Origin of the sequence: Flavobacterium sp. WC2409, from assembly GCF_041200085.1 — a bacterium.
GTDB lineage: Bacteria > Bacteroidota > Bacteroidia > Flavobacteriales > Flavobacteriaceae > Flavobacterium.
In genome coordinates, this window is the sequence record NZ_CP165625.1 from 3,451,903 (window position 1) to 3,476,845 (window position 24,943).

Sequence of the window (24,943 nt, forward strand, 5' to 3'; positions counted from 1 at the left end):
CCATATGAAAAGAATACTGATTACTGGAGCTGCTGGATTTTTAGGATCACATTTGTGTGACCGTTTTATCAAAGAAGGATATTTTGTTATTGGAATGGATAACCTCATAACTGGCGATTTAAAAAACATAGAACATTTGTTCAAATTAGAACATTTTGAATTTTATCACCATGATATTACTAAGTTTGTTCACGTTCCAGGACAATTGGATTATATCTTACATTTTGCTTCACCAGCAAGTCCGATTGATTATTTAAAAATACCAATACAAACGCTTAAAGTTGGTTCTCTTGGTACGCATAATCTTTTGGGTTTGGCTCGCGTAAAAAATGCCAGAATCTTGATTGCTTCCACTTCTGAAGTGTATGGTGATCCACTAGTACACCCTCAAACCGAAGAGTATTATGGAAATGTAAATACCATCGGGCCTAGAGGTGTGTATGATGAAGCCAAACGTTTTCAGGAATCAATAACCATGGCATATCATACTTTTCATGGTGTGGAAACTAGAATTGTTCGAATTTTTAATACCTACGGACCTAGGATGCGACTCAATGACGGTCGCGTAATTCCTGCATTTATTGGGCAAGCACTTCGTGGGGAAGACTTAACCATTTTTGGAAACGGTCTGCAAACGCGTTCTTTCTGTTATGTAGACGATCAAGTCGAAGGAATTTTTAGATTATTGCATTCGGATTATGTATATCCAGTAAACATTGGGAATCCAGACGAAATTACTATTAAAGATTTTGCCGAAGAAATCATAAAATTGACGGGAACGAATCAAAAAATTGTCTATCACGCGTTACCGGAAAATGACCCTTTACAGAGACAACCAGACATTACTAAAGCCAAAGAAATATTGGGTTGGGATGTAACTGTAAATCGTGCTGATGGAATGAAAATAACGTATGATTATTTCAAATCCTTATCAAAAGAAGAACTTTCCAAAGAAGAGCACAAAGATTTTACGGCTTATATTAAATAGTAGGTCTATAAAGCAAGCATTAATAATATGCAAAGCATCAAGAACAGGTTAGCCAATCATGACAACATCCAAAATAGGAAGATATTCTAAATATATTAGGCCCATTAGTATTCTAATGGACTTGATGGTGATCTCTTTTTTGGCTTATTTTTTATTTAGTGACCTTAATTTAAACATTCCTTATTACATTATTTACCTCAATATTGGTTGGGTTTTAACTGCAGTTTTTTTGAAATTTTATGCGATTTTTCGTTTTACAAAAACGATAGAAATAATCTCAAAAATAATTAAGCAAGGAATTATTTTTCTTCTAATTGTTATTGCCTTTTTTCCATTTTATGATCAAGCTGTTTTTAATTCAGAGTGCATCGTTTTATTTATTGTAGGTAGCTTGGTTTTGATTACAATTTCAAAATTCTTTTTGTTTTATTGTTTAAAAAAATACCGATTAATAGTAGGAAGTAATTTTAGATATGCTGTAATTGTAGGGTATACACCTGAATCGATTCAATTAAAGGAGCTTTTTGAAACTAGGAAAGAGTATGGATATCAGTTTTTAGGCTATTTTTCAGATAAAAAAATAAATAAAGAGATTAAAGGTAATTTGCTGGATTTGAAAACCTTTGCTCTAACTAATCAAGTGGACGAAATATACTGTTCACTAAACGAAGTTTCTAATGTACAGCTAAAAGACTTGCTTGAATTTGCCGATGAAAACAATAAAACAATAAAATTTATACCAGATACAAAAGATATTTTTTCAAAGAATTTAAAAATAGACTATTACGATTTTTTCCCAGTATTGTCGTTAAAAGAAACTCTTTTAAATGAGCCCGTAATAAAAATTTTTAAACGATTTTTTGACATTGTTTTTTCGTTAACAGTAATTATTGGTATTCTATCATGGTTAGCTCCCTTATTAGCTATTTTAATTAAATTAGAGTCCAAAGGGCCTGTTTTATTCAAACAAGGCCGACCAGGAATTGGTGAAAAACAGTTTTACTGTTATAAATTTCGTTCTATGAGAATGAACGGTTCAACGGAAACAGAAGCTTTAAAAAACGACCCTAGAGTAACTAATATAGGCAAATTGATGCGAAAATCGAGCATGGATGAAATGCCTCAATTTGTAAATGTTTTATTTGGAGAAATGTCTGTAGTAGGACCACGCCCGCATTTATGGTCGCAAAATAAAATATATGGTAGTAAAATTAAAAAATACATGGTGCGCCATTATGTAAAACCAGGGATTACAGGTCTAGCTCAAGTAAGCGGTTTTAGGGGAGAAATTGAGACCGAAAAAGACATGATAAACCGAATAAAAATGGATGTTTTCTACATTGAAAACTGGTCATTAATTTTAGATCTAAAGATAATTTACATGACCGTTATCAATATCTTAAAAGGAGATAAAAAAGCATATTAATATGGGACAACCTTTGGTTTCGATACTAATTCCAACATTCAATTCTGAAAAATTTATTTCAGAGTCTATTCGTTCCGTGCAAAACCAAACATATACAAACTGGGAAATTATCCTTGTTGATGATTGTTCTACAGATTCAACTCTTTGCCTTGTTGAGGAACTAGCTATAAAAGACAACCGAATTCAATATTCTAGATTAGAAAAAAATTCTGGAACTGGTGTGGCTAGAAATTCGGCATTGGCGTTAGCCAAAGGACAGTATATTGCTTTCCTAGATGCCGATGATCTGTGGAAACCTGAAAAATTAAAAAAGCAAATTGATTTTCTTATAAACAAGAATTTGCCATTTACTTTTTCCTTTTATGATTGCATTGATGAAGCAGGAAATCCTTTAAATAAGAGAGTAGAAGCACCAGTACATTTGAGTTATCGCGAATTGTTTTTTTGTAATTATGTGGGGAATCTCACCGCTATTTATGATGTCAATTTCTTTGGAAAAATTCCCATTTCTTCCATTCGAAAACGCCAAGATTGGATGCTTTGGTTAACGGTACTAAAAAAGATAAAAATAGCACATGTTGTACCTGAAAGTTTGGCTTATTATAGAGTACGAAACGACTCTATTTCGACTTCTAAGTTGGATTTGATAAAATATAATTTTGCCGTTTATAGAAGGTTTCACGGTTTTAGTTTTCTAATTGCGGTGGCTTGTATGAAGCTTTTTTTATTCACTCAATTATTTATAAAACCAAGGTATATTAAGAATATTAAACCATCGATTTAAACTGTTTCAATTTTCCTCTTTTGTTTCTTTTTAAACTATTTTTTCTAATGAAACTAAACTTGAGGTTGGGTTCTAGATAGAGAATAATGGCTTTTTCAATTTTTTCAATTTGTGCCAAATTTAATTCCGTTTCACTAACATATTTGATTTCAAAAGTGTCGGTTTGAGTTTGTTTAATGACAAATTCTTTTACATTTCCATCGTCTTCAATGATGCTTTTTGTAATATAATAAAAGGTTAATCCAGGTGCTTTTTTTCCACTTGGTAGCACAGCAACATCATTTGTTCTTCCAATTAATTTTTTCAGAATGGGTTTTTGCAAGGTGCTTTTTTCATCCAAAATTCCAATATCTCCTATTTCATATCGAATAAAAGGATGTGCTTTGTTAAAAAGAGAAGTAATTACAATGCGCCCTTCTTGACCATAAGGAAGTACTTTATTATTTTCGTCCAGTATCTCCACAAATAAAGTTTCTGAATTTACTTGCCATTCTCCTTCTGGATTTTGAAAAGCAATTAAATCAAGCTCAGATGCTCCGTATTCATTAATGATAGGTATTCCCAATTGTTTTTCTAACAGTATTTTATCATCTTCAAAAAGCATTTCTGAGGTAACCATACAAGCCTTTAGGGTTGGGCAAATAGTTGTTAATACGATATTCTTTTTTTGTAAAAATTTGGCAAATAACACAATCGAACTAGTATAGCCATTGATGTAATCAAATTTTTTGGTTCTAAAATGAATTATAAAACCCTCCAAAACAGCATCTGATAAGTCAAAAATGGTAAAGCGGAAGCGGTGGCTTAAAAAGTCTTTTAAACGTTCTTTTTTATTGCCAATGAAATCCATAGGAATTCCATAAAAACGCGCTTGATAGGAATGATTGAAATCAATTTCATACCATCCAAAACGATAGATATTGGAAGCCCAGGTTAGGGCATGGCTGTATTTGTCTTTGGCAAAAATAAAAGGATCACCACTAGAGCCTGAAGTTTTATTGAGATAGCTATTTTTAGTATTGTATCCGCTAGAAAGTCTCTCTAATAAAGGTTTTTGGAGATTTTTTTTATTCAAAATTGGTAAATTGGACCAATTCTCATAATCTGAAGTACCAACAAGTTCTTTATAAAAGGAATTATTTTCTAAATGAAAGGATACAATTTCCTTTTTTTTATGTGTTAAAAATGCTTCATATTCTTTTTGAGATAAAGCTGCAATTTGCCGCAATTCAGCAGTGGACTGCTTTATGGGATAACCGTTTAACTGGAGCGATAAGTCAAAAAGTGGTAGCATTTTAGGTGTTTATTTCTTCAAAAATAATATTTAACAACAACTAATTAGGAAGAACCAGCAAGTTTTTAAAAATTAATTATTTTTTACGTCCAAAAGCAATTATTTTTGCACCACAACTAAAAAACACACACATGAATATTTTACTATTGGGTTCAGGAGGAAGAGAGCATGCTTTTGCATGGAAAATGATTCAAAGCCCACTTTGCGATACTCTTTTTGTTGCACCAGGAAATGCAGGAACCGCATCGATTGCGACGAATGTGAACATGAGTCCTACTGATTTTGATGCGATGAAAGCATTTGTATTAAGTAATAATGTAAGCTTGGTAGTTGTAGGACCAGAAGATCCTTTGGTAAAAGGAATCTTTGATTTTTTTAAAAACGATGATCAAATAAACCATATTCCAGTTATTGGGCCATCAAAAATTGGTGCTCAATTAGAAGGAAGTAAAGAGTTTGCCAAAGAATTTTTGGTAAAACACAATATCCCAACCGCTGCTTATGATAGTTTTACAGCTGAGACTGTAGAAAAAGGATGTGACTTTCTTGAAACCTTACAACCGCCTTTCGTTTTAAAAGCGGATGGTCTAGCAGCAGGAAAAGGCGTTTTGATTATTCATGATTTGGCAGAAGCCAAAGAAGAATTACGCAATATGCTTGTGGGTCAAAAATTTGGTGACGCAAGTTCAAAAGTAGTTATCGAAGAATTTCTTGACGGTATCGAACTAAGCTGTTTTGTACTTACAGATGGTAAAAGTTATAAAATTCTACCTACAGCCAAGGATTACAAACGCATTGGCGAAGGCGACACAGGATTAAATACAGGCGGAATGGGAGCAGTTTCTCCAGTTCCTTATGTTGATGCTGTTTTGATGGAAAAAATCGAAACGCGCATCGTTAAACCAACAATTGAAGGTTTCCAAAAAGATGGTATTGAATACAAAGGATTTGTTTTTATTGGGTTAATCAATGTGAAAAATGAACCTATTGTTATTGAATACAATGTGAGAATGGGTGATCCAGAAACTGAGGTTGTTGTTCCAAGATTAAAAACGGATTTAGTAGAATTGTTTTTGGCTGTAGCCAATGAAAAACTAGACGAAATCACTTTGGATATTGATGAAAGAAGCGCCACTACTGTGATGCTGGTATCGGGTGGTTATCCTGAAGAATTTGAAAAAGGAAAAGTAATTTCGGGACTAGAGAACATCACTGATTCTATTGTTTTTCATGCAGGAACAAAATTAGTGAACAATGAAGTAGTTACTAATGGCGGTAGAGTGTTGACAGTTACCTCATATGGAGATGATTTTCAAGAGGCTATAAAAAAATCTTATCAAAACATAGGTAAACTAAGCTTTGATAAGATGAATTTTAGAAAAGATATTGGTAACGATCTTTTATAAATAAAGAAATCTTCCTTAATCCTAAGTAAATAGGATTAGGGAGATTTTATTTTAAGAAAGAATGTGCCGTAGTATCTTGATTTTCTTCTCCGTTTGCATCAAAAATGCTCAATTGTTTGATCCAGTATACCATTGCTGCTGCGCAGATAGCCATGAAAATCCAGTTGATAGTATTTGCACCAAACCAAGTTCTAAGTTCTAATGAACGTAAGAAATCATGAGGAGCAAATAAAATATTTACAAATAAGTATTGAATTCCTTCAAAAAATGCTTTCATATCGAATAAAGTTATGTTGTTGTTTTTAATTTCTCAAGATTAAAGAACTCTTTTTAAAGAATCTTTTTCAACTTGAGGGTTTCCTTTTTAAACAAGTATTATATTTACAGTCACAAAAGTATAAAATATCCTTATGATAACAAGTGTTTTTAAAAAATCTACACCATTAAATTTCACCTTAGTAGTATTTTTAATACTCGTTTTCTTTTCAATCTATCAATTTCAAGATTTTAGTTGGACGAATTCGACTATTTTAATTTTTGAAAAAATAGGGATAATTACCGTTTTATTGGCGTCTATTTTTATGACCAACTTTATTTCAAAGCGCAACGGACTGAGTAAAGACAGCAGCTACACGATTTTATTCTACTTTCTATTCTTGCTTTTTTTTCCTTCTGTTTTGGACAATATCAATTTGGTTTTTTCTAATTTCTTTATCCTTTTAGCACTGCGTAGATTAATTTCGCTTCAGTCCTTAAAAGCATCAAAAGAAAAAATATTTGATGCCTCCTTATGGATTTTTTTAGCGTCTTTGTTTCATTTTTGGAGTATTCTTTATATTGCACTAGTATTTATTTCTATAATTTTTCACGTAGCAAGAGATTACAGAAATTGGATTTTACCATTTATCGCTTTTTTTACTGCGGGAATTATTTTTGTTCTTTTTTCAATTGTATTTAATATTGATGCTCAAGGATACATTAATAGCAGTGTAATGACCAATTTTGAAATTAACTATTTTACTAATAATTATCAAAATGCCGCCTTGTCAATCTATGCAACAGTAGTTTTATTCTTTGTTATATCCATGTTTGCAACATTGTCGAATAGGCCTTTAGTACTGCATGCATCTTTTAAAAAAATAATAGCTTCCTTTTTTATTGGGGTATTAATTTATTTGGTTTCTTCGAATAAAAGCAATGATATACTAATTTTTACGATTGCGCCTTTGGCTATAATGGCGACAAGTCATATCGAGATTCCTCAAGTAAAATTAAAAAAAGAAATGGTGTTATTTGTACTGATCGCTTGTAGCTTTTTTGCTTTTTTCTCCCAGTTATAATTTGGTTCCATACGCTAAGTCACCAGCATCACCAAGTCCCGGAACAATATAATCGTGTTCATTTAGTTTTTCATCTATCGAAGCAACCCACAAATGGCAATTATCTGATAAATGTTTTTCTAGATAAGCAATTCCTTCAGGTGCGGCAATTACAACGGCGATATGAATAGCTGCAGCCGTTCCTTTTTCTATTAACTTATTATAAACAGCAACGATGGATTGCCCTGTAGCAAGCATAGGATCAATAAGGAGTAAGTATTTGTCATTAAAGTCAGCGATGGCTTGGTATTCCACTACAATATCAAAATAGTCATCATTATTAGGATGATGCCTGTAGGCCGAAATAAAACCATTTTCGGCTTCATCAAAATAATTCAAAAAACCAATATGTAACGGCAAACCGGCGCGTAAAATGGAACACAAAACCAATTGATCTTTTATGGCTGTTGTTTTTTTAACCCCAAGAGGTGTTTTTATTTCAACTGTTTTATAATGGAATTCTTTACTCATTTCATAAGCCATGATTTCACCGATGCGCTCAATGTTTCTTCTAAAACGCATACTGTCTTTATGGATAGTTACATCTCTAATTTGACCTAAAAAATGATTGAGGACACTATTTTTTTCTGATAAATGGTGAATTTGCATGGTATAATTTTATTATTTATTTGGGTGATAAAAGACAGTTTTTACTGCAAATAGTTATCCTAAAACAGATTTATGAATTGTAATTTTTTTATAAAAGTATAAAAAGTATCTTTGTCTCATTAAAATATATAAATATGTTTTCAAAATTAGCTTATTCCGTATTCGAACAAAGTATTAACGATTATCATCAATTTGATAACGTGGACCAACCGATAAATAATCCTTTTCCAAAAGATAAATTCGAACATTTATTATATGTAAAAAACTGGATAGATACCGTGCAATGGCATTTTGAAGATATCATTCGTGATCCTAATATTGATCCAGTTGCAGCTTTAACTTTGAAAAGAAGAATTGATGCTTCAAACCAGGAACGTACAGATATGGTGGAGTATATCGATGGTTATTTTTTACAAAAATACAGCGATGTTAAAGTAAAAGAAGATGCCAAAATCAATTCTGAAAGTCCTGCTTGGGCATTTGACAGACTTTCGATTTTAGCTTTGAAAATTTATCACATGAATGAGGAAGCTACTCGTGAAGAAGCTTCCCAAGAACATAGAGATAAATGTCAAGCAAAATTAAATATCTTATTAGAACAAAGAACTGATTTGTCTACAGCAATTGATGATTTATTGACTGATATTGAAAATGGTGATAAATTCATGAAAGTGTACAAACAAATGAAAATGTACAATGATGATGAGTTGAATCCAGTTTTGTACCAAGGAAAAAAGTAAATTGTCAACTAATATAAAGCATATCGCCGTCATGAGACTTTCCGCAATGGGAGATGTCGCCATGACGGTTCCTGTTTTACGCGCTTTTGTAAATCAGTATCCAGATATAAAAATCACGGTGGTTTCCAGACCCTTTTTCAAACCTTTTTTTGATACGATTCCCACTGTTTCCTTTTTTGCTTTCGATGAAAAAGAAAAACACAAAGGGTTTATTGGATTGTTGCGTTTGTTCCAAGATTTAAAACGGTTGGAAATCGATGCTTTTGCTGATTTACATAATGTTTTACGAGCTCAAGTAGTCCGTACGCTTTTTGCTTTAAGCGGAAAAAAAGTGGCGGCGGTAGATAAAGGAAGAGCAGAAAAGAAAGGATTGACCAGTCTTGAAAATAAGGTTTTTAAACCACTTGCTTCAATGTTTGAAAGGCATGTTGCCGTATTTGCTAAACTGGGTTTTTCAATTGATTTGTCTCATCCCATGTTTCCTGCAAAAGCAGTTTTAAACGAGGAACTAACCAACATAATTGGAACTGAAAACCAAAAGTTAATTGGAATTGCTCCTTTTGCGCAATATGATTCTAAAGTGTATCCTTTGGATTTAATGCAAGAAGTAATTGCTCAATTGGCTAAAAATCCGCGACACAAAATCTTGCTTTTTGGTGGAGGAAAAAAAGAAATGGAGATTTTAGATGCTATTGCGGCACCGTACAGAAATGTGATTAATATGGCTGGTAAAATTAAATTTCAACAGGAATTACAATTGATCAGTAATCTTCATGTGATGCTTTCTATGGATTCGGGTAATGCACATATTGCAGCTATGTTGGGGGTGAAAGTCATTACACTTTGGGGTGCCACACATCCGTATGCTGGATTTATGCCTTTTAATCAGCCAATAGAAAACAGTTTGATTTCGGATAGAGAAAAATATCCTTTGTTGCCTACTTCCGTTTATGGAAATAAAAAAGTAGAAGGCTATGAAGAAGCCATGCGAACGATTCCTGTAGACAAAATAGTACTTAGTGTTCAGTAAATAGACTTTGTATATTCTGTTGGTTTGAAAGACAACTGTTAGTTGAAAATCTAAGTGATGAATAACAAATACTCAACAAGAAAATTGCAAGTGAAAATAACTGAAAGAGTAAAAACATATAGTCAACAGGGTTTTCGAGATAGGTTTCTTGAGAATGATATTGCCAAAGACTTTCTTTTTAAGTCAAAATCAGAACAATTCTTTTGCTTAAAATTAGAAGAAATTAATCAACTCAAATTTCCTGTACCACCATCCAAACACATTTCTCACACTTTACTATTTATTATTTCGGGAACCCACAAAATAAAGATTGGGTTCGAGGAATATACTACCCAATCTAATGAGATTATAGTAGTTCCAGCAGGTCAAATTTTTTCAATAGAATCGATACCCATTGACTTAAAGGGGTTTATTTGTCAGTTTCACCCTGATATTCTAATTGGAAAATATGGGAATTTAGAAATGATAAATGATTTTAATTTTTTAAAAATAGGGGGAAATCCAAAACCTTGTTTTCCAGATAAGGAATCTCAGTTTATCCTACAGTTATTACATCGGTTACAGATTGAATATACAGAATCAGGTATCACAAATTTGGATATTTTACAGCCATATTTGATTGCTTTACTTTGTGAGATTAATAAAAATGCTTTAAAAGCAGCTAAAAAAGGGACAGCTGCTACCGTGCTAACATCTAAATTTAAAGAACTCATTTATGCTAATATTAATCAACAGCATCAGGTTGATTATTATGCTTCAATACTTAATGTGTCTCCAAATCATCTAAACAAATCAATAAAATCGGTAACAGATAAGTCGCCTACAAAATGGATTGAAGAGACCATTTTATTAGAAGCCAAATATTTGTTATACCAAACTAATCTGAGTATCAGTGAAATTGCCATGCGGGTTGGTCATTATGATCAGTCTTATTTTAGTAGAATTTTCAAAAAAAACGAAGGTATATCTCCAATTCAGTTTCGTAAAAGGATTGATAAGTCCTAATTATTGATTATGGAATCCTACTATCCTATCGGGTAATTATTGAAATTTGCAGGCCTAAAATAAGCCAAATAATGATTTATATTTTTAAAACATCAGTAGACACAAAATTAAAATTTGAAGAGGCAACGGTTATGCTTAATAGGCTTTTACCAAATACTATCTGGAATTTTGACCTTGAAGATTGCGATAATATTTTAAGAATTGATTGCAAAACCGAATTTTTGGAATCGATATTAAATAATGGCATTTTTGACTGTATAGAATTAGAAGGTTAATCACATTTGAACAAAAATCTGCAACAACGTACTATTATGGATCTCTTACTTCACCAAAACAAAACATTTGAAAATATTGATTATTCAGAACAAAAAATAACGAATAGTGAATATTTTAAGTGTGAATTTATAAACTGTAACTTTTCAAAAAGTGATTTAAGTCATAATGATTTTATGGAGTGTAGTTTTCAAAACTGTAATTTCTCCTTAGCAATACTTAATAACACTGGGTTAAAAAGCATTAAATTTATTGGATGTAAATTAATGGGTTTGGATTTTACAATTTGTAATAACTTCTTGTTTTCAATGAGCTTTGAAGGTTGTATTCTGGACTATTCTACTTTTTTTCAAAAGAAAATGAAAAAGACAAATTTTATGGATTGTTCCTTACAAAATGTAGATTTTTCAAATGCCGATTTAACGATGGCTTTGTTTAAAAACGGTGACCTCTCGGGCGCTATTTTTGCAGGGACAAATCTTGAAAAAGCAGATTTTCGTACTGCTAAAAATTATTCTTTTGACCCAGGAGAAAATAAAATGAAGAGAGCAAAATTTTCAAAATCTCAGCTTGCGGGTTTATTAGATAAATTCGATCTTGATCTTGAATAATTAGTTCTACTATTAATAAAAAAAGTTTGCTTTACGCAAACTTTTTTTATTAAATGGAGATAAAAACGAGTTTCTAAACATCATCAAAATCGATATAAATATTTTCTGAAGTAGGATGAGCTTGACATGTCAATATCAATCCACTTGCAATTTCTTTATCTGTTAAAATGGAGTTTTTTGTCATTTCAGCAGTTCCTACAGTAACTCGTGCCAAACAGCTGCTACAAATACCGCCTTGGCAAGAATAAGGAGCATCAATCCCTTGTTTTAAGGAAGCCTCAAGTATGGTTTGTTTTTGCGACATTTCAAAAGTAGTTTCTTCATCATCTACCATTACAGTAATTTTTGAATGTCCTTCTAATGATTCTGTAATTACATTTTCATGGGTAGAAGTAGTGAAAAGCTCATATTTTATGGCTGATTCTTTTACATTTTTCTCTTTTAAGACATTTGAAACGGTTTCAATCATTGCTTCTGGCCCACACAAATAAAACTTGTCAAATTCCAGTTCCTTGTGTTTATTGTTTAAAACAAAATTGACTACTGATTTGTCTATACGACCAAACAAGGCATGATCAGCTTTGGCTTGACTGTATACATAATGTACAAATAAGCGACTCACATATTGTAAATGGAGGTCATGCAATTCCTGATGAAAGATCGTTTCTTCAGGTGATTTATTCCCATAAACCAAAACAAATGAACTTTTAGGTTCGCTCTTTAATACCGACTTTAAAATTGATAGTGCAGGTGTAATTCCACTTCCCGACACGAAAGCCACATAGTTTTTTTGACGATCTGCTTGGGGTTCAAATGTGAATTTTCCTTCTGGTTTTCCTACTTCAAGTACATCTCCCGCTTTTAGTTTTGTGTTGGCAAATTGAGAAAAAGCACCGTTTTTAACTGCTTTCACTGCAATTCGTAAATCACCACTTTCAGGGGATGAACATATAGAATAGGCACGACGAATTTCTTGGCCGTCTAATGTTAGTTTCAAGTTAACATATTGTCCAGCAACAAATTTATAGTTTGGTTTTAATTCTTCGGGAACATTAAAAAGTATCGAAACGGCAGCAGCGGTTTCGCGTTTTACTTCTTTTATAATTAATTTTAAAAAGGATGGCATAGGATAATTTTTTTACAAAAATAGGAAACGGTAAATAAATGGAAGATATTAATTGAGGATTATTTTAGTAAGACGGTAACTTTTCATTATTTTTATCTACTTACTATTAAACGAAATATAAAAACGACATGTTCAAGCATTTTATAAATTTAGAATTGAAAGCCTTTTTTCGATCGGCAAGTGTTGGAAAAAGTATTGGATTGAAAATTTTAATGGGGTTTTTGGTTGTCTATTTTCTACTTGTTTTTCTTGTTTTGGGAATTGCATTGTATCCTATTCTAGAGAAAAGTTTCCCTGACCAAAAACCATTAGTCATAGTTAATAGTTTTGTTGTTTTTTGGTTGTTTTTTGAATTGGTACTTCGCTTTTTTATGCAAAGTTTACCTGTAATGAACATCAAGCCGTTACTTGTTTTGCCAATTAAAAAACAATCGGTGATTCATTTCGTATTACTTAAAAGTTTGACTTCAATTTATAACATTTTTCCATTGTTAGTCATTATCCCTTTTGGAGTGTACAATATTACCAAGGGGAATTACAATGCACTAAATATGATTGTATGGATGGTTTCAATGTATGTTTTGGCTTTAGTGGTTAATTATTCTAATTTTTTAATCAAAAAGAAATTCGCTGAAAACATCATCGCCTTTCTTCCATTTGTGGCAATAGGGCTTGTGTTCTTTGGTCTAGATTATTATGGTGCTTTTAAAATCAGTACTGTATCGGGGATTCTTTTAAATGGATTAGTAGTGCAGCCACTATTCGTGCTTGTTCCAATACTGATTTTAGTAGGATTGTATTTTCTAAATTTCAACTACTTAAAAACTAATTTTTATCTGGACAGCTCTTTACAGTCCAAAGTAGAAGAAGCAAAAACGTCTGATTTAACTTGGACGAAACGTTTTGGTGATATAGCGCCATTCTTAGCATTGGATTTAAAAATGATTTGGAGAAATAAAAGGCCTAAAACGGTGATTTGGATCTCGTTAATCTTTCTGGCTTATGGCATGTTGATTTATACCAATCCACATTACAAAGATACACCAGCGTTTTTTGTTGTGGTAGGAGTTTTAATGACAGGTGTTTTTATGCTTAATTTTGGGCAATTTGTGCCGTCATGGGATAGTAATTATTACGGAATGATGATGTCACAAAACATTCCTATGAAACAATATTTAGCTTCAAAAGCGGGATTAATGTCGGTTTCTGTGATTGTATTAGCAGTTTTAAGTACGCCCTATCTTTATTTTGGTTGGAATGTATTAGCAATAAATCTGTCTTGTGCTGTTTATAATTTAGGGGTAAACATCCCCATTTTATTATTTGCAGGATCCTATAATAAAAAAAGAATTGATCTCGAGAAAAGTCCTTTCATGAATTACCAGGGAACTGGAGCAACGCAATGGATTGTTGGCCTGCCATTAATGTTGTTTCCTGCATTGATTTTCTTTGCTTTTTATAAATTAGTCAATGTAGAAAGTGCAACAGTTGCTATTGCGACATTAGGGATTATTGGGTTGGTTTTTAGAAGTTTTATTTTAAGTAAAATTGCCGATGGGTACACCAAGAGAAAATACGAAACCATTAGCGGATTCAAACAACAAGAAAATTAGTATTGCTAACTGTGGACTGGAATAACAAATAAGAAAAAGATGATACAAGTAAATAATATTTCAAAAAAATATAACGGAACTACAGTTTTAAAAATTGACATTCTTGAAATTCCCAAAGGACAAAGTTTAGGTTTAGTAGGGAATAATGGAGCTGGTAAAACGACTTTTTTTAGTTTACTACTCGATTTAATTAGACCTACAACGGGTACAATTGTTAACAATGAAATTCAGGTTAATACTAGCGAATCTTGGAAGCCTTTTACGGCTGCATTTATTGACGAAAGTTTCTTGATTGGGTATCTAACTCCCGAAGAATATTTTTACTTTATAGGTGATTTGCGCGGACAAAATAAAGCCGACATTGATGCGTTGTTAACCAAATATGAGGAGTTTTTTAATGGAGAAATTCTAAATAATAAAAAGTATTTACGCGATTTGTCCAAAGGGAATCAGAAAAAAGTAGGGATTATAGCCACTCTTATTGGAAATCCCAAAGTAGTAATTCTAGACGAGCCTTTCGCAAATTTAGATCCGACAACGGTAAACAGATTAAAAAAAGTGATAAAAGAACTGGCTCAAGATCCAGAGACAACCATTTTAGTTTCTAGTCACGATTTGCAACATACCGTTGAGGTTTGTGATAGAATTGTTGCTTTAAATAAAGGAGAAATTGTTAAAGATATTCAAACATCTGGAGAGACACTTCAAGAATTAGAAGCGTTTTTTGCCGTTTAAAATATATTTTTCAGGGCATGACCACGCCAAAAAAAGCGTGGTCGGGCTTTCATTCTCAATCTTTTTTATTTTAAAAAAATAAAATAAAAAAGGATTTCCACTACATCCCTCATGCAGCATCGCTCAAATAACTACATATAATTTTCACTTTCTCAAAAAGAAACGTATTTTTACCAGTCACTATACTAAAAAGCTTTTTTAAAAGTTTAATGATAAAAACGTTTGCCATTGAAAACTAATATATTTAAATATTCAATTCCTGTAGGATTTTTGGTTTTTTTGGTAGCTTGTTCTACCAAAAAGGATAGTTTTTTGTCTAGAAATTCCCACGCTTTGAGCACGAAATACAATATTTTATACAATGGGCAAATAGGTTTAGATAAAGGAGTTGAAGGGATTAAATCTAAAAGTACAGATGATTTTTGGAAGCGTTTGCCAATCGAAAGAATGCAAATAGGCGATGATCCTACAAGCACTGAAAAAACTAAAAATGCAGATTTTGAATTGGCGGAGACCAAAGCTACCAAAGCAATTCAAAAACATTCCATGAATATTGATGGAAGAGAAAGAAATTACCAAGTGGACGAAGCCTATTTATTACTTGGAAAATCAAGGTATTACGATCAAAGGTTTATCCCAGCCTTAGACGCTTTCAATTATATTTTATACAAATACCCAACAAGTAGTAGAATTTACGAAGCTAAAATATGGCGTGAAAAAACCAACATGCGTTTAGGTAATGACGCCGTTGTTGTAAAAAACATGACCAAACTGCTGAAAGAACAAAAACTTAAAAAGCAAGTTCTGGCCGATGCAAATGCATTGCTATCCGAAGCATTTCTAAATCTTGAAGAAAGAGACAGTGCTGTTGCTAAACTAAAATTGGCTGTAGATTATACCAAAAACAATAATGAAAGAGCGAGATATCGTTTTATTCTAGGTCAGTTATACGAAGAATTGGGGAAAAAAGACAGTGCTATTTACAGTTATGAGTCAGTTATAAAAATGAATAGAAAATCCGAAAGGAAATATGTCATTCAAGCACATGCTAGAAAAGCGCAGTTATTCGATTATGAAAAGGGAGACTCTACTGCTTTTTTAAAAACCTATAATAAATTAATTGCTGATCGAGAAAACCGACCTTTTCTGGATGTCTTATACTATCAAAAAGGGGTTTTTTATGATAAAAACAACAATAAAAAACAAGCCTTGCAATTTTATAACCGTTCTCTAAAAAATGCTAAAACAGATCAATATTTAATTGCTTCAAATTATAGAAATATTGGAAATGTGCATTTTAAAAGTGCGGAATATGCTACTGCAGCAAAATATTATGATAGTACTTTAGTAAAAATGCAACCTAAAACTAGAGAGTTTATCCATATCAGTAAAATTAGAAAAGATTTAGATGATGTCATTTTATATGAAGCCATTGCCATGCAAAACGATAGTATCCTTCATGTTGTTTCTTTGTCTGGACCAGATAGAATAACCTACTTCGAGAATTATATTGTTAAGTTAAAAGCAGCTGATGATGTCAAAAGACTTTTAGAAGAAAAAGAAAAAGAAAAACAAGAAAATATTGCAAGAAACAGTTCAGCGGGACCAGTTAACAATGCAATTTCTACTCAAAACCCAGGAGCGCCAACACGAAAATCTTCTCTTGCACCACCTACTATGGCCTCTAGTACTGCAGCTACAAGTGTATTTTACTTTTATAACCCTTCAACTGTTTCATTTGGAAAAGTAGAGTTTAAAAAACTATGGGGAGAAAGAAGTTCAAAAGGAAATTGGAGGTTGTCAGAAGCTGTAGCAAATACAATTTCTAATGACACTTTGAACTCTGGTGTTTCAGTAGCTGATAAAAAAGAAACAGAAGCTGATAAAATAATTCCACAATACACAACCGATTTTTATTTAAAACAATTGCCTACTGCACAAATAGCAATTGATAGCATTGCTAAGGAACGCAATACTGCTTATTATCAACTTGGAGTTATTTATAAAGAAAAATTTAAAGAGTACGAACTAGCCACCAACAGGCTAGAGCAATTATTACAAAATAATCCTGAGGAGAAACTCATTCTCCCAACGATGTATAATTTATATAAAATTTACCAAATCACGAATAGCGGCAAGGCGGAATCGATGAAAAGCAAGATAAATGGGCAGTTTCCTAATTCTCGTTATGCACAAATAATTAATAATACAAATCAAGAGGAGACTTCACAAGAAGGAAGTCCTGATGCTGTGTATAAAAAAATATATTCCTTATATGGACAGGAACAATTTACAACTGTTTTAGAACAGGTAAACATCGCTATTACTCAATTTCCAGGTGATGAAATTCTTCCTAAATTAGAATTATTAAGAGCCAATACAATAGGGAAACTAAGAGGCTTACTTGCCTATAAAAATGCATTACAATATGTAGCAGATACCTATTCGAATACTGAAGAAGGAAAAAAAGCGCAGGATGTTTTAACGAATCAAATTCCGCTTTTAGAAAAAATTGATTTTGGAACAGTAGAAACTAAGAACTGGAAAATAGTGTATAAAGTTGCTTCTAGGGAAGCCGAAAATACAAAAAGCATAGAAGAAAAAATAAAAAAATTCATTGCCAATTTAAATCCAAGACTTACCTATTCGTATGATGTCTATACGGAAAATGAAAGTTTTATAGTGATTCATGGTATGTATAGTCAAACCGAAGGGCAAAACGTGATTGATCAATTAAAAGAAAACAAAGAATATAAAATAGTAGATCCGGCAATACTAATTTCTAATGAAAATTATAAAGTGATTCAAATTAAGAAAAATCTTAATGACTATTTAGTTGCAAAAAAATAAAGAATATGTTTAATAAGAAACCAAAGCCTTATACTGAACTTTTAGGAAAAACGAATAGAATTGTTGAAGGAACAATTATTAAAGGCGATATTATTTCACAGGCCGATTTTCGTTTAGATGGTGAGTTGACCGGGAATTTTCATTCTACTGGAAAATTAGTTATTGGGCCAACAGGCAGTGTTGTGGGTGATATCAGTTGTAACAATGCCGATATAGAAGGAAAAGTTAATGGAAACATTCAAGTTACTGAGGTGCTCAATGTTAAGTTAAAAGCAAGTATTCATGGCGAAGTTACTGTAGGTAAGTTATCTGTGGAACCTGGAGCTGATTTCAGTGCTTCTTGTATAATGAAATCTGATGTAGAAAAATTGATGATTACTGATGGACAAGAAACCCAACAAAAAACAAGCTAGTAAGTGGTTAGCACTTATTAATATTCCCATTCAAATGGGAGTTATTATTTTCCTTTTTGCTTATTCGGGAAATTGGCTTGACGAAAACTACCCCAGCCCAAAAGTGTATTACAATAAAATCTTAGTGATGGTAGGAGTTGTTTTGGCATTATACAATGTAATCAGGCAAGTGAATGAGATTAATAAGTCGCAATAATTGATTTCAAAGAATAGATAATAGTAATTAATATTTAACATAGGTTATTTGTGATAAATTTAATTTAAAATAACTTTGCTACTTACTGTCTTCGGGGCACAAATGAAATCCAATGAATTTTAAAAGTTACAAGCCTTTATTGTTTTTAACAATCTTGGCGGGAATAGGTTATTTGCTTCATAAGCTTATTTTTAGTTATCTAAATATTAATGATAATGCCTTTCTATATTCAATAGAATTTCTGTATTTATTTTATTACAGCTTATCGTTTATTGTTTTTATTATTTTAATAAAAGTAAAAGAACGAAGTTTTGATAATGTAGGAATGTCATTTCTTTTGAGTACAAGTGTAAAAATGATTTTTTGTTATCTAATTTTAAAACCTATCTTGCAGATAAAAATTTACGACAACACAATAGAGAAAATTAATTTTTTTATGACATTTGTTCTCTTTTTAGCAATAGAGACCCTTTTAACGATACGAATATTAAACGAAAAACAGTAATTGGATATAAAGAGGACATAATTAGAAAAAATAAATTTTTATATTCTTTTGAATATTAATAAAAAATGTACCTTTGCACCAAATTTTAGAAACGTAAAAAATTAAGATATTTAACAGTTATGGTGATTTCAAACAAACCACTTAGATTTATAATAGCAACTTTAGTAGCGTGTCTTCCTTTAATGAGTTTTGCAAATCCAGAAGTGGATTCAGTAAAAGTTAAGACCGAAATGACTCACGAAGTAACGGAACAAACACATGAAGGAGCTCATGCTGAACCAACAGATGTAAAATCTAAGATTAAAGCATTTATAGGTCATCACGTGTTAGATTCTCACGACTTCACTTTCTTTTCTGACGAAGTAGAAGGGAAGCATTACGGATTTTCTTTGCCAGTTATTCTTTGGGATAATGGATTACACGTTTTTTCTTCTTCTGAATTCGAACATGGAGAAGCAGTAGCGGAGTCAAACGGAAACTTTTATAAAATCAACCACCACGATGGTAAGATTTACAAAGTAGATTCGGCTGATGGTAAAATAACTGAAAACGAAGAAACAGGTTTCCCTGCTAATGTTCGTCCAATTGACTTTTCAATTACAAAAACAGTTTTGTCTATAATGATTGCTTCATTAATCATGTTTTTGATTTTTGCTGGTTTGGCAAAATCATATGCTAAAAATAAAGGAATTGCTTCTGGAGTTGGAAGAATATTTGAACCAGTCGTATTGTATATTCGTGATGAAATTGCAATCCCTAATATTGGAGAAAAGCACTATAAGAAATACATGAGTTATTTATTGACTATCTTTTTCTTTGTATTGTTCTTAAACATATTTGGTTTGATGCCATTTGGAATTAATGTAACAGGTAATTTAACTATTACTTTTGCATTAGCGATAATGACATTCTTAATCACAAACCTTACTGCTAATAAAAATTACTGGGGACACATTTTCTGGATGCCAGGAGTGCCTAAAGTAATGCGTATCGTATTAGCTCCAATTGAGTTGTTAGGAGTATTTATTAAGCCATTTTCATTGATGATACGTTTGTATGCAAATATCTTTGCAGGACACATTGTATTGATGAGTATTATTGGTTTAATGTTTATTTTCAAAAGTTGGTTAGGAAGTAGTTTGTCATTTGGATTGTCATTTGTACTTTCTATTCTTGAGATATTAGTAGCTTTTTTACAAGCCTATATTTTCACTATGTTATCTGCATTGTACTTTGGTTCAGCTGTAGAAGAGCATCATCATGAGGAAGCTCATCATTAATGGGTTAACCGTTTAGCTGTTTATTTGTTTAAATCGATTAACCGATTAAACAAATAACCGATTAAACAAAAAAATTGAATGTTTAATTTTTAATATATATATTATGCAAATTCCAACTATTGTAGGAGCAGGATTAATTGTAATCGGAGCAGGTTTAGGTATTGGTAGAATTGGTGGTTCAGCAATGGACGCTATTGCTCGTCAACCAGAAGCTTCTGGAAAAATCCAAACAGCTATGCTTATTGCAGCTGCACTTATTGAAGGTATTGGTTTCGCTGCGTTATTCGCTGCTTAATTAAAATCAAAAAAACAATAGTTACAACGGTTGGTTGTAACTATTGTTTTAAATTAAAACATTACAAATTGCCTTTGAGCAATAAAAAAGATAATTTAAAATTTATAATTATATATAATGGATAAGTTAATAAATCAGTTTGAGTTAGGTTTGTTCGTTTGGCAAGTATTAATATTTGTTGGATTAATATTCTTATTGAAAAAATTCGCTTGGAAACCAATTCTTGATGCAGTAAATGATAGAGAAGAAGGAATCAAAAATGCTTTACTTTCTGCTGAAAATGCTAGAAAAGAAATGCAAAACCTTCAAGCTGACAACCAACGTATTTTACAAGAAGCAAGATTAGAGCGTGACAACATGCTTAAAGATGCGCGTGAAATGAAAGAGAAAATGGTTGCTGATGCAAAAAATGAAGCGCAAGTTCAAGGATTGAAAATGATCGAACAAGCTAAAGCAGCAATTGAAAGTGAAAAAAATGCAGCGATGGCTGAGTTGAAACTTCAAGTTTCTACTTTATCATTGAATATTGCAGAAAAATTATTGAAAGACGAATTATCTAACAAAGAAGCTCAAACTAAATTAGTAGAGAAAATGTTAGGTGACGTAAAGCTAAACTAATATTATGGCAAGTACAAGAGCAGCAATTCGTTATGCAAAAGCAATTCTAGAGATCGCAGAATCTAAAGGAGTAGCAAAAGCAGTTAGTGATGATATGAATTCTATAGCTTCAACTATAAATGGAAATGTAGAATTGAGCACTTTTATTCAAAACCCAACTTTAAGAGTAGAGGTTAAAGAAAATGCCTTATTGGAAGTTTTTGCAAATACTAATAGTGTAACTAAAAGTTTATTTCATTTGTTGTTTGAAAACAAAAGATTTGAAATTCTAGAAGCAGTAGCAGTAGAATACAATGTTTTATTTGATATTATGAATGGTGTTGAAGTGGCTAAGGTGACTACAGCTATTCCTATGGATGCAGCATTAGAAGCTAAAGTTTTAGCTAAAATTGCTTCTTTATCTGATAAAAAAATTACAATTGAAAATACAGTAGATGCTTCAATTATTGGAGGGTTTATTTTAAGAATAGGTGACAAGCAGTACAATGCTTCTGTTGCTAACAGATTACAAGTATTAAAAAGAGAATTAAGTAACTAGTTTTATTGCACATTTAAGTGTCTAAATTATAAATTAAGATGGCGGAAATCAAACCTGCTGAAATTTCAGCAATATTAAGAAAGCAAGTAGAAGGTTTTGAATCTGGCGCAACGCTAGAGGAAGTAGGAACCGTACTTCAAGTTGGAGATGGTATTGCTCGTGTTTACGGGCTTTCTAATGTTCAATACGGTGAGTTAGTAGAATTCGACAATGGCTTAGAAGCGATTGTATTGAATCTTGAAGAAGACAATGTTGGGGTGGTACTTTTAGGACCATCAACAGGAATCAAAGAAGGTTCTACAGCTAAAAGAACACAACGTATCGCTTCTCTTAAAGTAGGTGAGCAAATGGTAGGACGTGTAGTAAACACTCTTGGTTTTCCAATTGATGGAAAAGGACCAATTGGTGGAGACTTATACGAAATGCCTTTGGAAAGAAAAGCTCCAGGAGTTATCTTCCGTCAACCAGTTACTGAGCCATTACAAACTGGAGTAAAAGCAGTTGATGCTATGATCCCAGTTGGTAGAGGACAACGTGAGCTAGTTATTGGTGACCGTCAAACAGGTAAATCAACTGTTTGTATCGATACTATCTTAAATCAAAAAGAATTTTACGATGCAGGAAAACCTGTATTTTGTATATATGTTGCAATTGGACAAAAAGCGTCAACTGTAGCAGGAATTGCAAAAATGTTAGAAGAAAAAGGAGCAATGGCATATACCATTATTGTTGCTGCTAATGCTTCTGATCCAGCTCCAATGCAAGTGTACGCTCCTTTCGCAGGTGCTGCAATTGGAGAATACTTTAGAGATTCAGGTCGTCCAGCTTTAATTGTTTATGATGATTTATCTAAACAAGCTGTTGCTTACCGTGAGGTTTCTCTTTTATTAAGAAGACCACCGGGACGTGAGGCATATCCTGGAGACGTTTTTTACTTACACAGTCGTTTATTAGAGCGTGCTTGTAAAGTAATTGCTGATGATGGAATTGCTAAAAACATGAACGATTTACCAGATTCATTGAAATCTATCGTTAAAGGTGGTGGTTCATTGACTGCTTTACCTATTATCGAAACTCAAGCTGGTGACGTTTCTGCATATATCCCAACAAACGTAATTTCGATTACTGATGGTCAAATTTTCTTAGATGGAGATTTGTTTAACTCTGGAGTTCGTCCGGCAATTAACGTAGGTATTTCTGTATCTCGTGTTGGAGGTAATGCTCAAATTAAATCAATGAAAAAAGTAGCAGGTACTTTGAAACTAGATCAAGCACAATTCCGTGAATTGGAAGCGTTTGCTAAATTTGGTTCAGACTTAGATGCAGTTACTTTAAACGTAATTGAAAAAGGTAGAAGAAACGTTGAAATCTTGAAACAAGGTTTGAATGATCCTTATACTGTTGAAGACCAAGTGGCAATTATCTATGCTGGTTCTAAAAACTTATTGAGAAATGTTCCTGTAAATAAAGTAAAAGAATTTGAGAAAGATTTCTTAGAATTCTTGAACACTAAACACAGAGCAACTCTTGATGCTTTAAAAGCAGGGAAGTTAACAGACGAAATTACTGATGTAATTCAATCTGTAGCTAAAGAAGTTTCAGCAAAATATAACTAGAAGTTATTTTAAGTTTTGAATTTTAAATTATGAAAAGTCAGTCTTTTTGTAATTTAAAATTTAAAATTTATAATTCAAAATAGAAAAAAATAAATGGCAAATTTAAAGGAAATCCGTAATAGAATTACTTCCGTTTCATCAACGATGCAAATTACATCAGCGATGAAAATGGTTTCTGCAGCAAAGCTAAAGAAAGCACAAGATGCAATTACAGCAATGCGCCCTTATGCCGAAAAATTAACGGAATTATTACAAAACCTTTCTGCTACACTTGAAGGTGATGCAGGAGGAGAGTTTACTACACAACGTGAAGTAAAAAAAGTATTACTAGTTGCTATTACTTCTAATAGAGGTTTATGTGGTGCATTTAATACAAACGTAATTAAAGGTGCTAAAAGTCGTGCTGCTTTTTATGAAGGTAAACAAGTAGATGTTTTTGCAATTGGTAAAAAAGGAAACGATGTATTAACTAAAACAAATTCAGTTGTTGCTAACGAAAGTGCAGTATATGACAACTTAACATTTGATAATGTAGCTGCAATTGCAGATACATTAACTCAAAAATTTGTTTCAGGTGAATATGATAAAATCGAATTGATTTACAATCAGTTTAAAAATGCTGCAACTCAAATCGTTCAAACAGAACAATTTTTACCGTTAGCACCAATTAAATCTGATTTAACAGTTTCAACAGGAGATTATATCTTTGAACCTTCAAAAGAAGAAATTGTATTGACTTTGATTCCTAAATCATTGAAAACGCAATTGTATAAAGGAATTCGTGATTCATTTGCTTCTGAGCATGGAGCGCGTATGACTGCGATGCACAAAGCAACTGATAATGCAACTGAATTGAGAAATCAATTGAAATTAACATACAATAAAGCGCGTCAAGCTGCTATTACTAATGAGATCCTTGAGATTGTTGGTGGGGCAGAAGCTTTAAAAGGGTAAGAATAATTTTATCTTATTTTATAAAAAAAAACCAGCATACGTTGGTTTTTTTTTATGCCTAAAAATCACGTATAAATACCTAGTGTTTTTTGTAAATAAAAATTTACATTTGGTGAATTAAATGATTTATATATAATAGTATTAGCTATGGATAATTTTCCAATTCAGTTGTCTGAGAATATTTTGTTAGAGGCACAGCTTAGCCATGATACATCGTCTTTAAGAAGAGAACTTTATTATATTAAAGATAAAAAATTAGAGTCTTATTTAGATAGTGATGAATTGAAATATATCTTTTGGTCTAATATTTACAATGCGTATGTTCTAATTATAGCAAAAGAAGGCAAAGAAGAAACTGCTGTTTTTAAATATAAGAGAATAAAAATAGCCCGTCATCTTTTATCCTTAGATGATATTGAATTTAAAATTTTGGGAAAGAACAATCATAATCCATTACATAAATTTATAAATAATTTATTCAGCCCAAGATTTATTAAAAGTGCGGCAGTAAAGAATGTTGATTCTAGTTATCTAATTCGTTTAGATCGAACAGCTTTGAAAACTTCTTTAATTGCGCATTGATTTTAAACAGTTTTACTTCTATCTTAGCAAGTTCTTTCTACATATTTTGCTGTTTATCTAATATTGTTAATTTTTTT

At 32.0% G+C, this 24,943-nt stretch carries 26 protein-coding genes; 22 read left to right on the plus strand and 4 right to left on the minus strand.

Going from position 1 to position 24,943, the window contains the following annotated elements:
* Positions 1-4: 4 nt before the first annotated feature.
* Genes AB3G34_RS14785 through AB3G34_RS14795 form a run of 3 tightly spaced genes read left to right on the plus strand, consistent with a single transcriptional unit; the run spans position 5 to position 3,198 of the window.
* Complete coding sequence (locus tag AB3G34_RS14785) at positions 5-988, plus strand: UDP-glucuronic acid decarboxylase family protein (protein ID WP_367772866.1); 984 nt, start codon at positions 5-7, stop codon at positions 986-988.
* A gap of 58 nt (positions 989-1,046) precedes the next feature.
* Entirely contained in the window at positions 1,047-2,414 is a 1,368-nt protein-coding gene (locus tag AB3G34_RS14790) for an exopolysaccharide biosynthesis polyprenyl glycosylphosphotransferase (protein WP_367772868.1), read from the plus strand.
* A 1-nt stretch (position 2,415) separates the two neighbouring features.
* A complete protein-coding gene (locus AB3G34_RS14795) occupies positions 2,416-3,198 on the plus strand; it encodes a glycosyltransferase family 2 protein (protein ID WP_369752901.1) in 783 nt (260 codons plus the stop codon).
* Here AB3G34_RS14795 and AB3G34_RS14800 read toward each other — a convergent pair.
* On the minus strand, positions 3,182-4,492 hold the full coding sequence (locus tag AB3G34_RS14800; RefSeq protein ID WP_369752902.1) for a phenylacetate--CoA ligase family protein: 1,311 nt from the start codon (positions 4,490-4,492) through the stop codon (positions 3,182-3,184). The genes AB3G34_RS14795 and AB3G34_RS14800 overlap by 17 nt on opposite strands.
* A 131-nt stretch (positions 4,493-4,623) precedes the next feature.
* Here AB3G34_RS14800 and purD point away from each other — a divergent pair, with 131 nt between their 5' ends.
* Positions 4,624-5,898: a phosphoribosylamine--glycine ligase gene (gene purD / locus AB3G34_RS14805; RefSeq protein ID WP_367772874.1), complete on the plus strand. Its 1,275-nt coding sequence runs from the start codon at positions 4,624-4,626 to the stop codon at positions 5,896-5,898.
* Between the two features lie 46 nt (positions 5,899-5,944).
* Here purD and AB3G34_RS14810 read toward each other — a convergent pair whose 3' ends face one another.
* Positions 5,945-6,175, minus strand: coding sequence for a uracil phosphoribosyltransferase (locus AB3G34_RS14810; protein WP_367756339.1), 231 nt, complete (start codon positions 6,173-6,175; stop codon positions 5,945-5,947).
* Between the two features lie 133 nt (positions 6,176-6,308).
* On the opposite strand from AB3G34_RS14810, the gene AB3G34_RS14815 reads away from it, so the two are divergent.
* Positions 6,309-7,238 (plus strand): DUF6427 family protein, encoded by a 930-nt coding sequence (locus AB3G34_RS14815; protein WP_367756341.1) that lies wholly within the window; start codon positions 6,309-6,311, stop codon positions 7,236-7,238.
* Here AB3G34_RS14815 and upp read toward each other — a convergent pair.
* Positions 7,233-7,886: a uracil phosphoribosyltransferase gene (upp, locus tag AB3G34_RS14820; protein WP_367772878.1), complete on the minus strand. Its 654-nt coding sequence runs from the start codon at positions 7,884-7,886 to the stop codon at positions 7,233-7,235. The genes AB3G34_RS14815 and upp overlap by 6 nt on opposite strands.
* Positions 7,887-8,020: 134 nt before the next feature.
* Here upp and AB3G34_RS14825 point away from each other — a divergent pair, with 134 nt between their 5' ends.
* The 5 genes from AB3G34_RS14825 (at position 8,021) to AB3G34_RS14845 (ending at position 11,545) form a co-directional block, all read left to right on the plus strand.
* Positions 8,021-8,626: a DUF4254 domain-containing protein gene (locus AB3G34_RS14825; protein ID WP_369752903.1), complete on the plus strand. Its 606-nt coding sequence runs from the start codon at positions 8,021-8,023 to the stop codon at positions 8,624-8,626.
* A 31-nt stretch (positions 8,627-8,657) separates the two neighbouring features.
* Positions 8,658-9,656, plus strand: a complete 999-nt coding sequence (locus AB3G34_RS14830) for a glycosyltransferase family 9 protein (RefSeq protein ID WP_367772882.1) — start codon at positions 8,658-8,660, stop codon at positions 9,654-9,656.
* A gap of 57 nt (positions 9,657-9,713) precedes the next feature.
* Positions 9,714-10,661: a helix-turn-helix domain-containing protein gene (locus AB3G34_RS14835; protein ID WP_367772884.1), complete on the plus strand. Its 948-nt coding sequence runs from the start codon at positions 9,714-9,716 to the stop codon at positions 10,659-10,661.
* A 71-nt stretch (positions 10,662-10,732) separates the two neighbouring features.
* Positions 10,733-10,936: a hypothetical protein gene (locus AB3G34_RS14840; RefSeq protein WP_367772885.1), complete on the plus strand. Its 204-nt coding sequence runs from the start codon at positions 10,733-10,735 to the stop codon at positions 10,934-10,936.
* Positions 10,937-10,972: 36 nt separating this feature from the next.
* Positions 10,973-11,545, plus strand: coding sequence for a pentapeptide repeat-containing protein (locus AB3G34_RS14845; RefSeq protein ID WP_367772888.1), 573 nt, complete (start codon positions 10,973-10,975; stop codon positions 11,543-11,545).
* Between the two features lie 73 nt (positions 11,546-11,618).
* Here the strand turns inward: AB3G34_RS14845 and AB3G34_RS14850 are convergent, their stop codons facing one another.
* Positions 11,619-12,671, minus strand: coding sequence for a 2Fe-2S iron-sulfur cluster-binding protein (locus AB3G34_RS14850; RefSeq protein WP_367772889.1), 1,053 nt, complete (start codon positions 12,669-12,671; stop codon positions 11,619-11,621).
* Between the two features lie 128 nt (positions 12,672-12,799).
* Between AB3G34_RS14850 and AB3G34_RS14855 the strand changes: the two genes are divergently transcribed.
* The 12 genes from AB3G34_RS14855 (at position 12,800) to AB3G34_RS14910 (ending at position 24,866) form a co-directional block, all read left to right on the plus strand.
* Positions 12,800-14,284, plus strand: coding sequence for a DUF5687 family protein (locus tag AB3G34_RS14855; protein WP_367772891.1), 1,485 nt, complete (start codon positions 12,800-12,802; stop codon positions 14,282-14,284).
* 39 nt (positions 14,285-14,323) lie between these two features.
* Entirely contained in the window at positions 14,324-15,019 is a 696-nt protein-coding gene (locus AB3G34_RS14860) for an ABC transporter ATP-binding protein (RefSeq protein WP_367772893.1), read from the plus strand.
* Positions 15,020-15,247: 228 nt separating this feature from the next.
* Entirely contained in the window at positions 15,248-17,869 is a 2,622-nt protein-coding gene (locus AB3G34_RS14865; protein ID WP_369752904.1) for a tetratricopeptide repeat protein, read from the plus strand.
* A 5-nt stretch (positions 17,870-17,874) separates the two neighbouring features.
* A complete protein-coding gene (locus tag AB3G34_RS14870) occupies positions 17,875-18,282 on the plus strand; it encodes a polymer-forming cytoskeletal protein (protein WP_367756357.1) in 408 nt (135 codons plus the stop codon).
* Positions 18,251-18,478 carry an AtpZ/AtpI family protein gene (locus AB3G34_RS14875; RefSeq protein ID WP_367756359.1) on the plus strand — a complete coding sequence of 76 codons (228 nt, stop codon included), beginning with the start codon at positions 18,251-18,253 and terminating at the stop codon, positions 18,476-18,478. The genes AB3G34_RS14870 and AB3G34_RS14875 overlap by 32 nt, the downstream gene beginning before the upstream one ends.
* Before the next feature lie 624 nt (positions 18,479-19,102).
* A complete protein-coding gene (gene atpB / locus AB3G34_RS14880; RefSeq protein WP_367772897.1) occupies positions 19,103-20,263 on the plus strand; it encodes a F0F1 ATP synthase subunit A in 1,161 nt (386 codons plus the stop codon).
* Positions 20,264-20,366: 103 nt separating this feature from the next.
* Positions 20,367-20,558, plus strand: a complete 192-nt coding sequence (gene atpE / locus AB3G34_RS14885) for an ATP synthase F0 subunit C (RefSeq protein WP_077374818.1) — start codon at positions 20,367-20,369, stop codon at positions 20,556-20,558.
* 117 nt (positions 20,559-20,675) lie between these two features.
* A complete protein-coding gene (locus tag AB3G34_RS14890) occupies positions 20,676-21,176 on the plus strand; it encodes a F0F1 ATP synthase subunit B (RefSeq protein WP_367756363.1) in 501 nt (166 codons plus the stop codon).
* Positions 21,177-21,180: 4 nt separating this feature from the next.
* The gene (atpH, locus tag AB3G34_RS14895; RefSeq protein WP_367756365.1) at positions 21,181-21,714 is read left to right on the plus strand and encodes an ATP synthase F1 subunit delta; all 534 of its coding nucleotides are present in this window, start codon (positions 21,181-21,183) and stop codon (positions 21,712-21,714) included.
* A 38-nt stretch (positions 21,715-21,752) separates the two neighbouring features.
* A complete protein-coding gene (gene atpA, locus AB3G34_RS14900; RefSeq protein ID WP_367772901.1) occupies positions 21,753-23,330 on the plus strand; it encodes a F0F1 ATP synthase subunit alpha in 1,578 nt (525 codons plus the stop codon).
* A 93-nt stretch (positions 23,331-23,423) separates the two neighbouring features.
* On the plus strand, positions 23,424-24,284 hold the full coding sequence (gene atpG, locus AB3G34_RS14905) for an ATP synthase F1 subunit gamma (RefSeq protein ID WP_367772903.1): 861 nt from the start codon (positions 23,424-23,426) through the stop codon (positions 24,282-24,284).
* 147 nt (positions 24,285-24,431) lie between these two features.
* Positions 24,432-24,866 (plus strand): DUF547 domain-containing protein, encoded by a 435-nt coding sequence (locus tag AB3G34_RS14910; RefSeq protein WP_369752905.1) that lies wholly within the window; start codon positions 24,432-24,434, stop codon positions 24,864-24,866.
* Positions 24,867-24,943 lie beyond the last annotated feature (77 nt).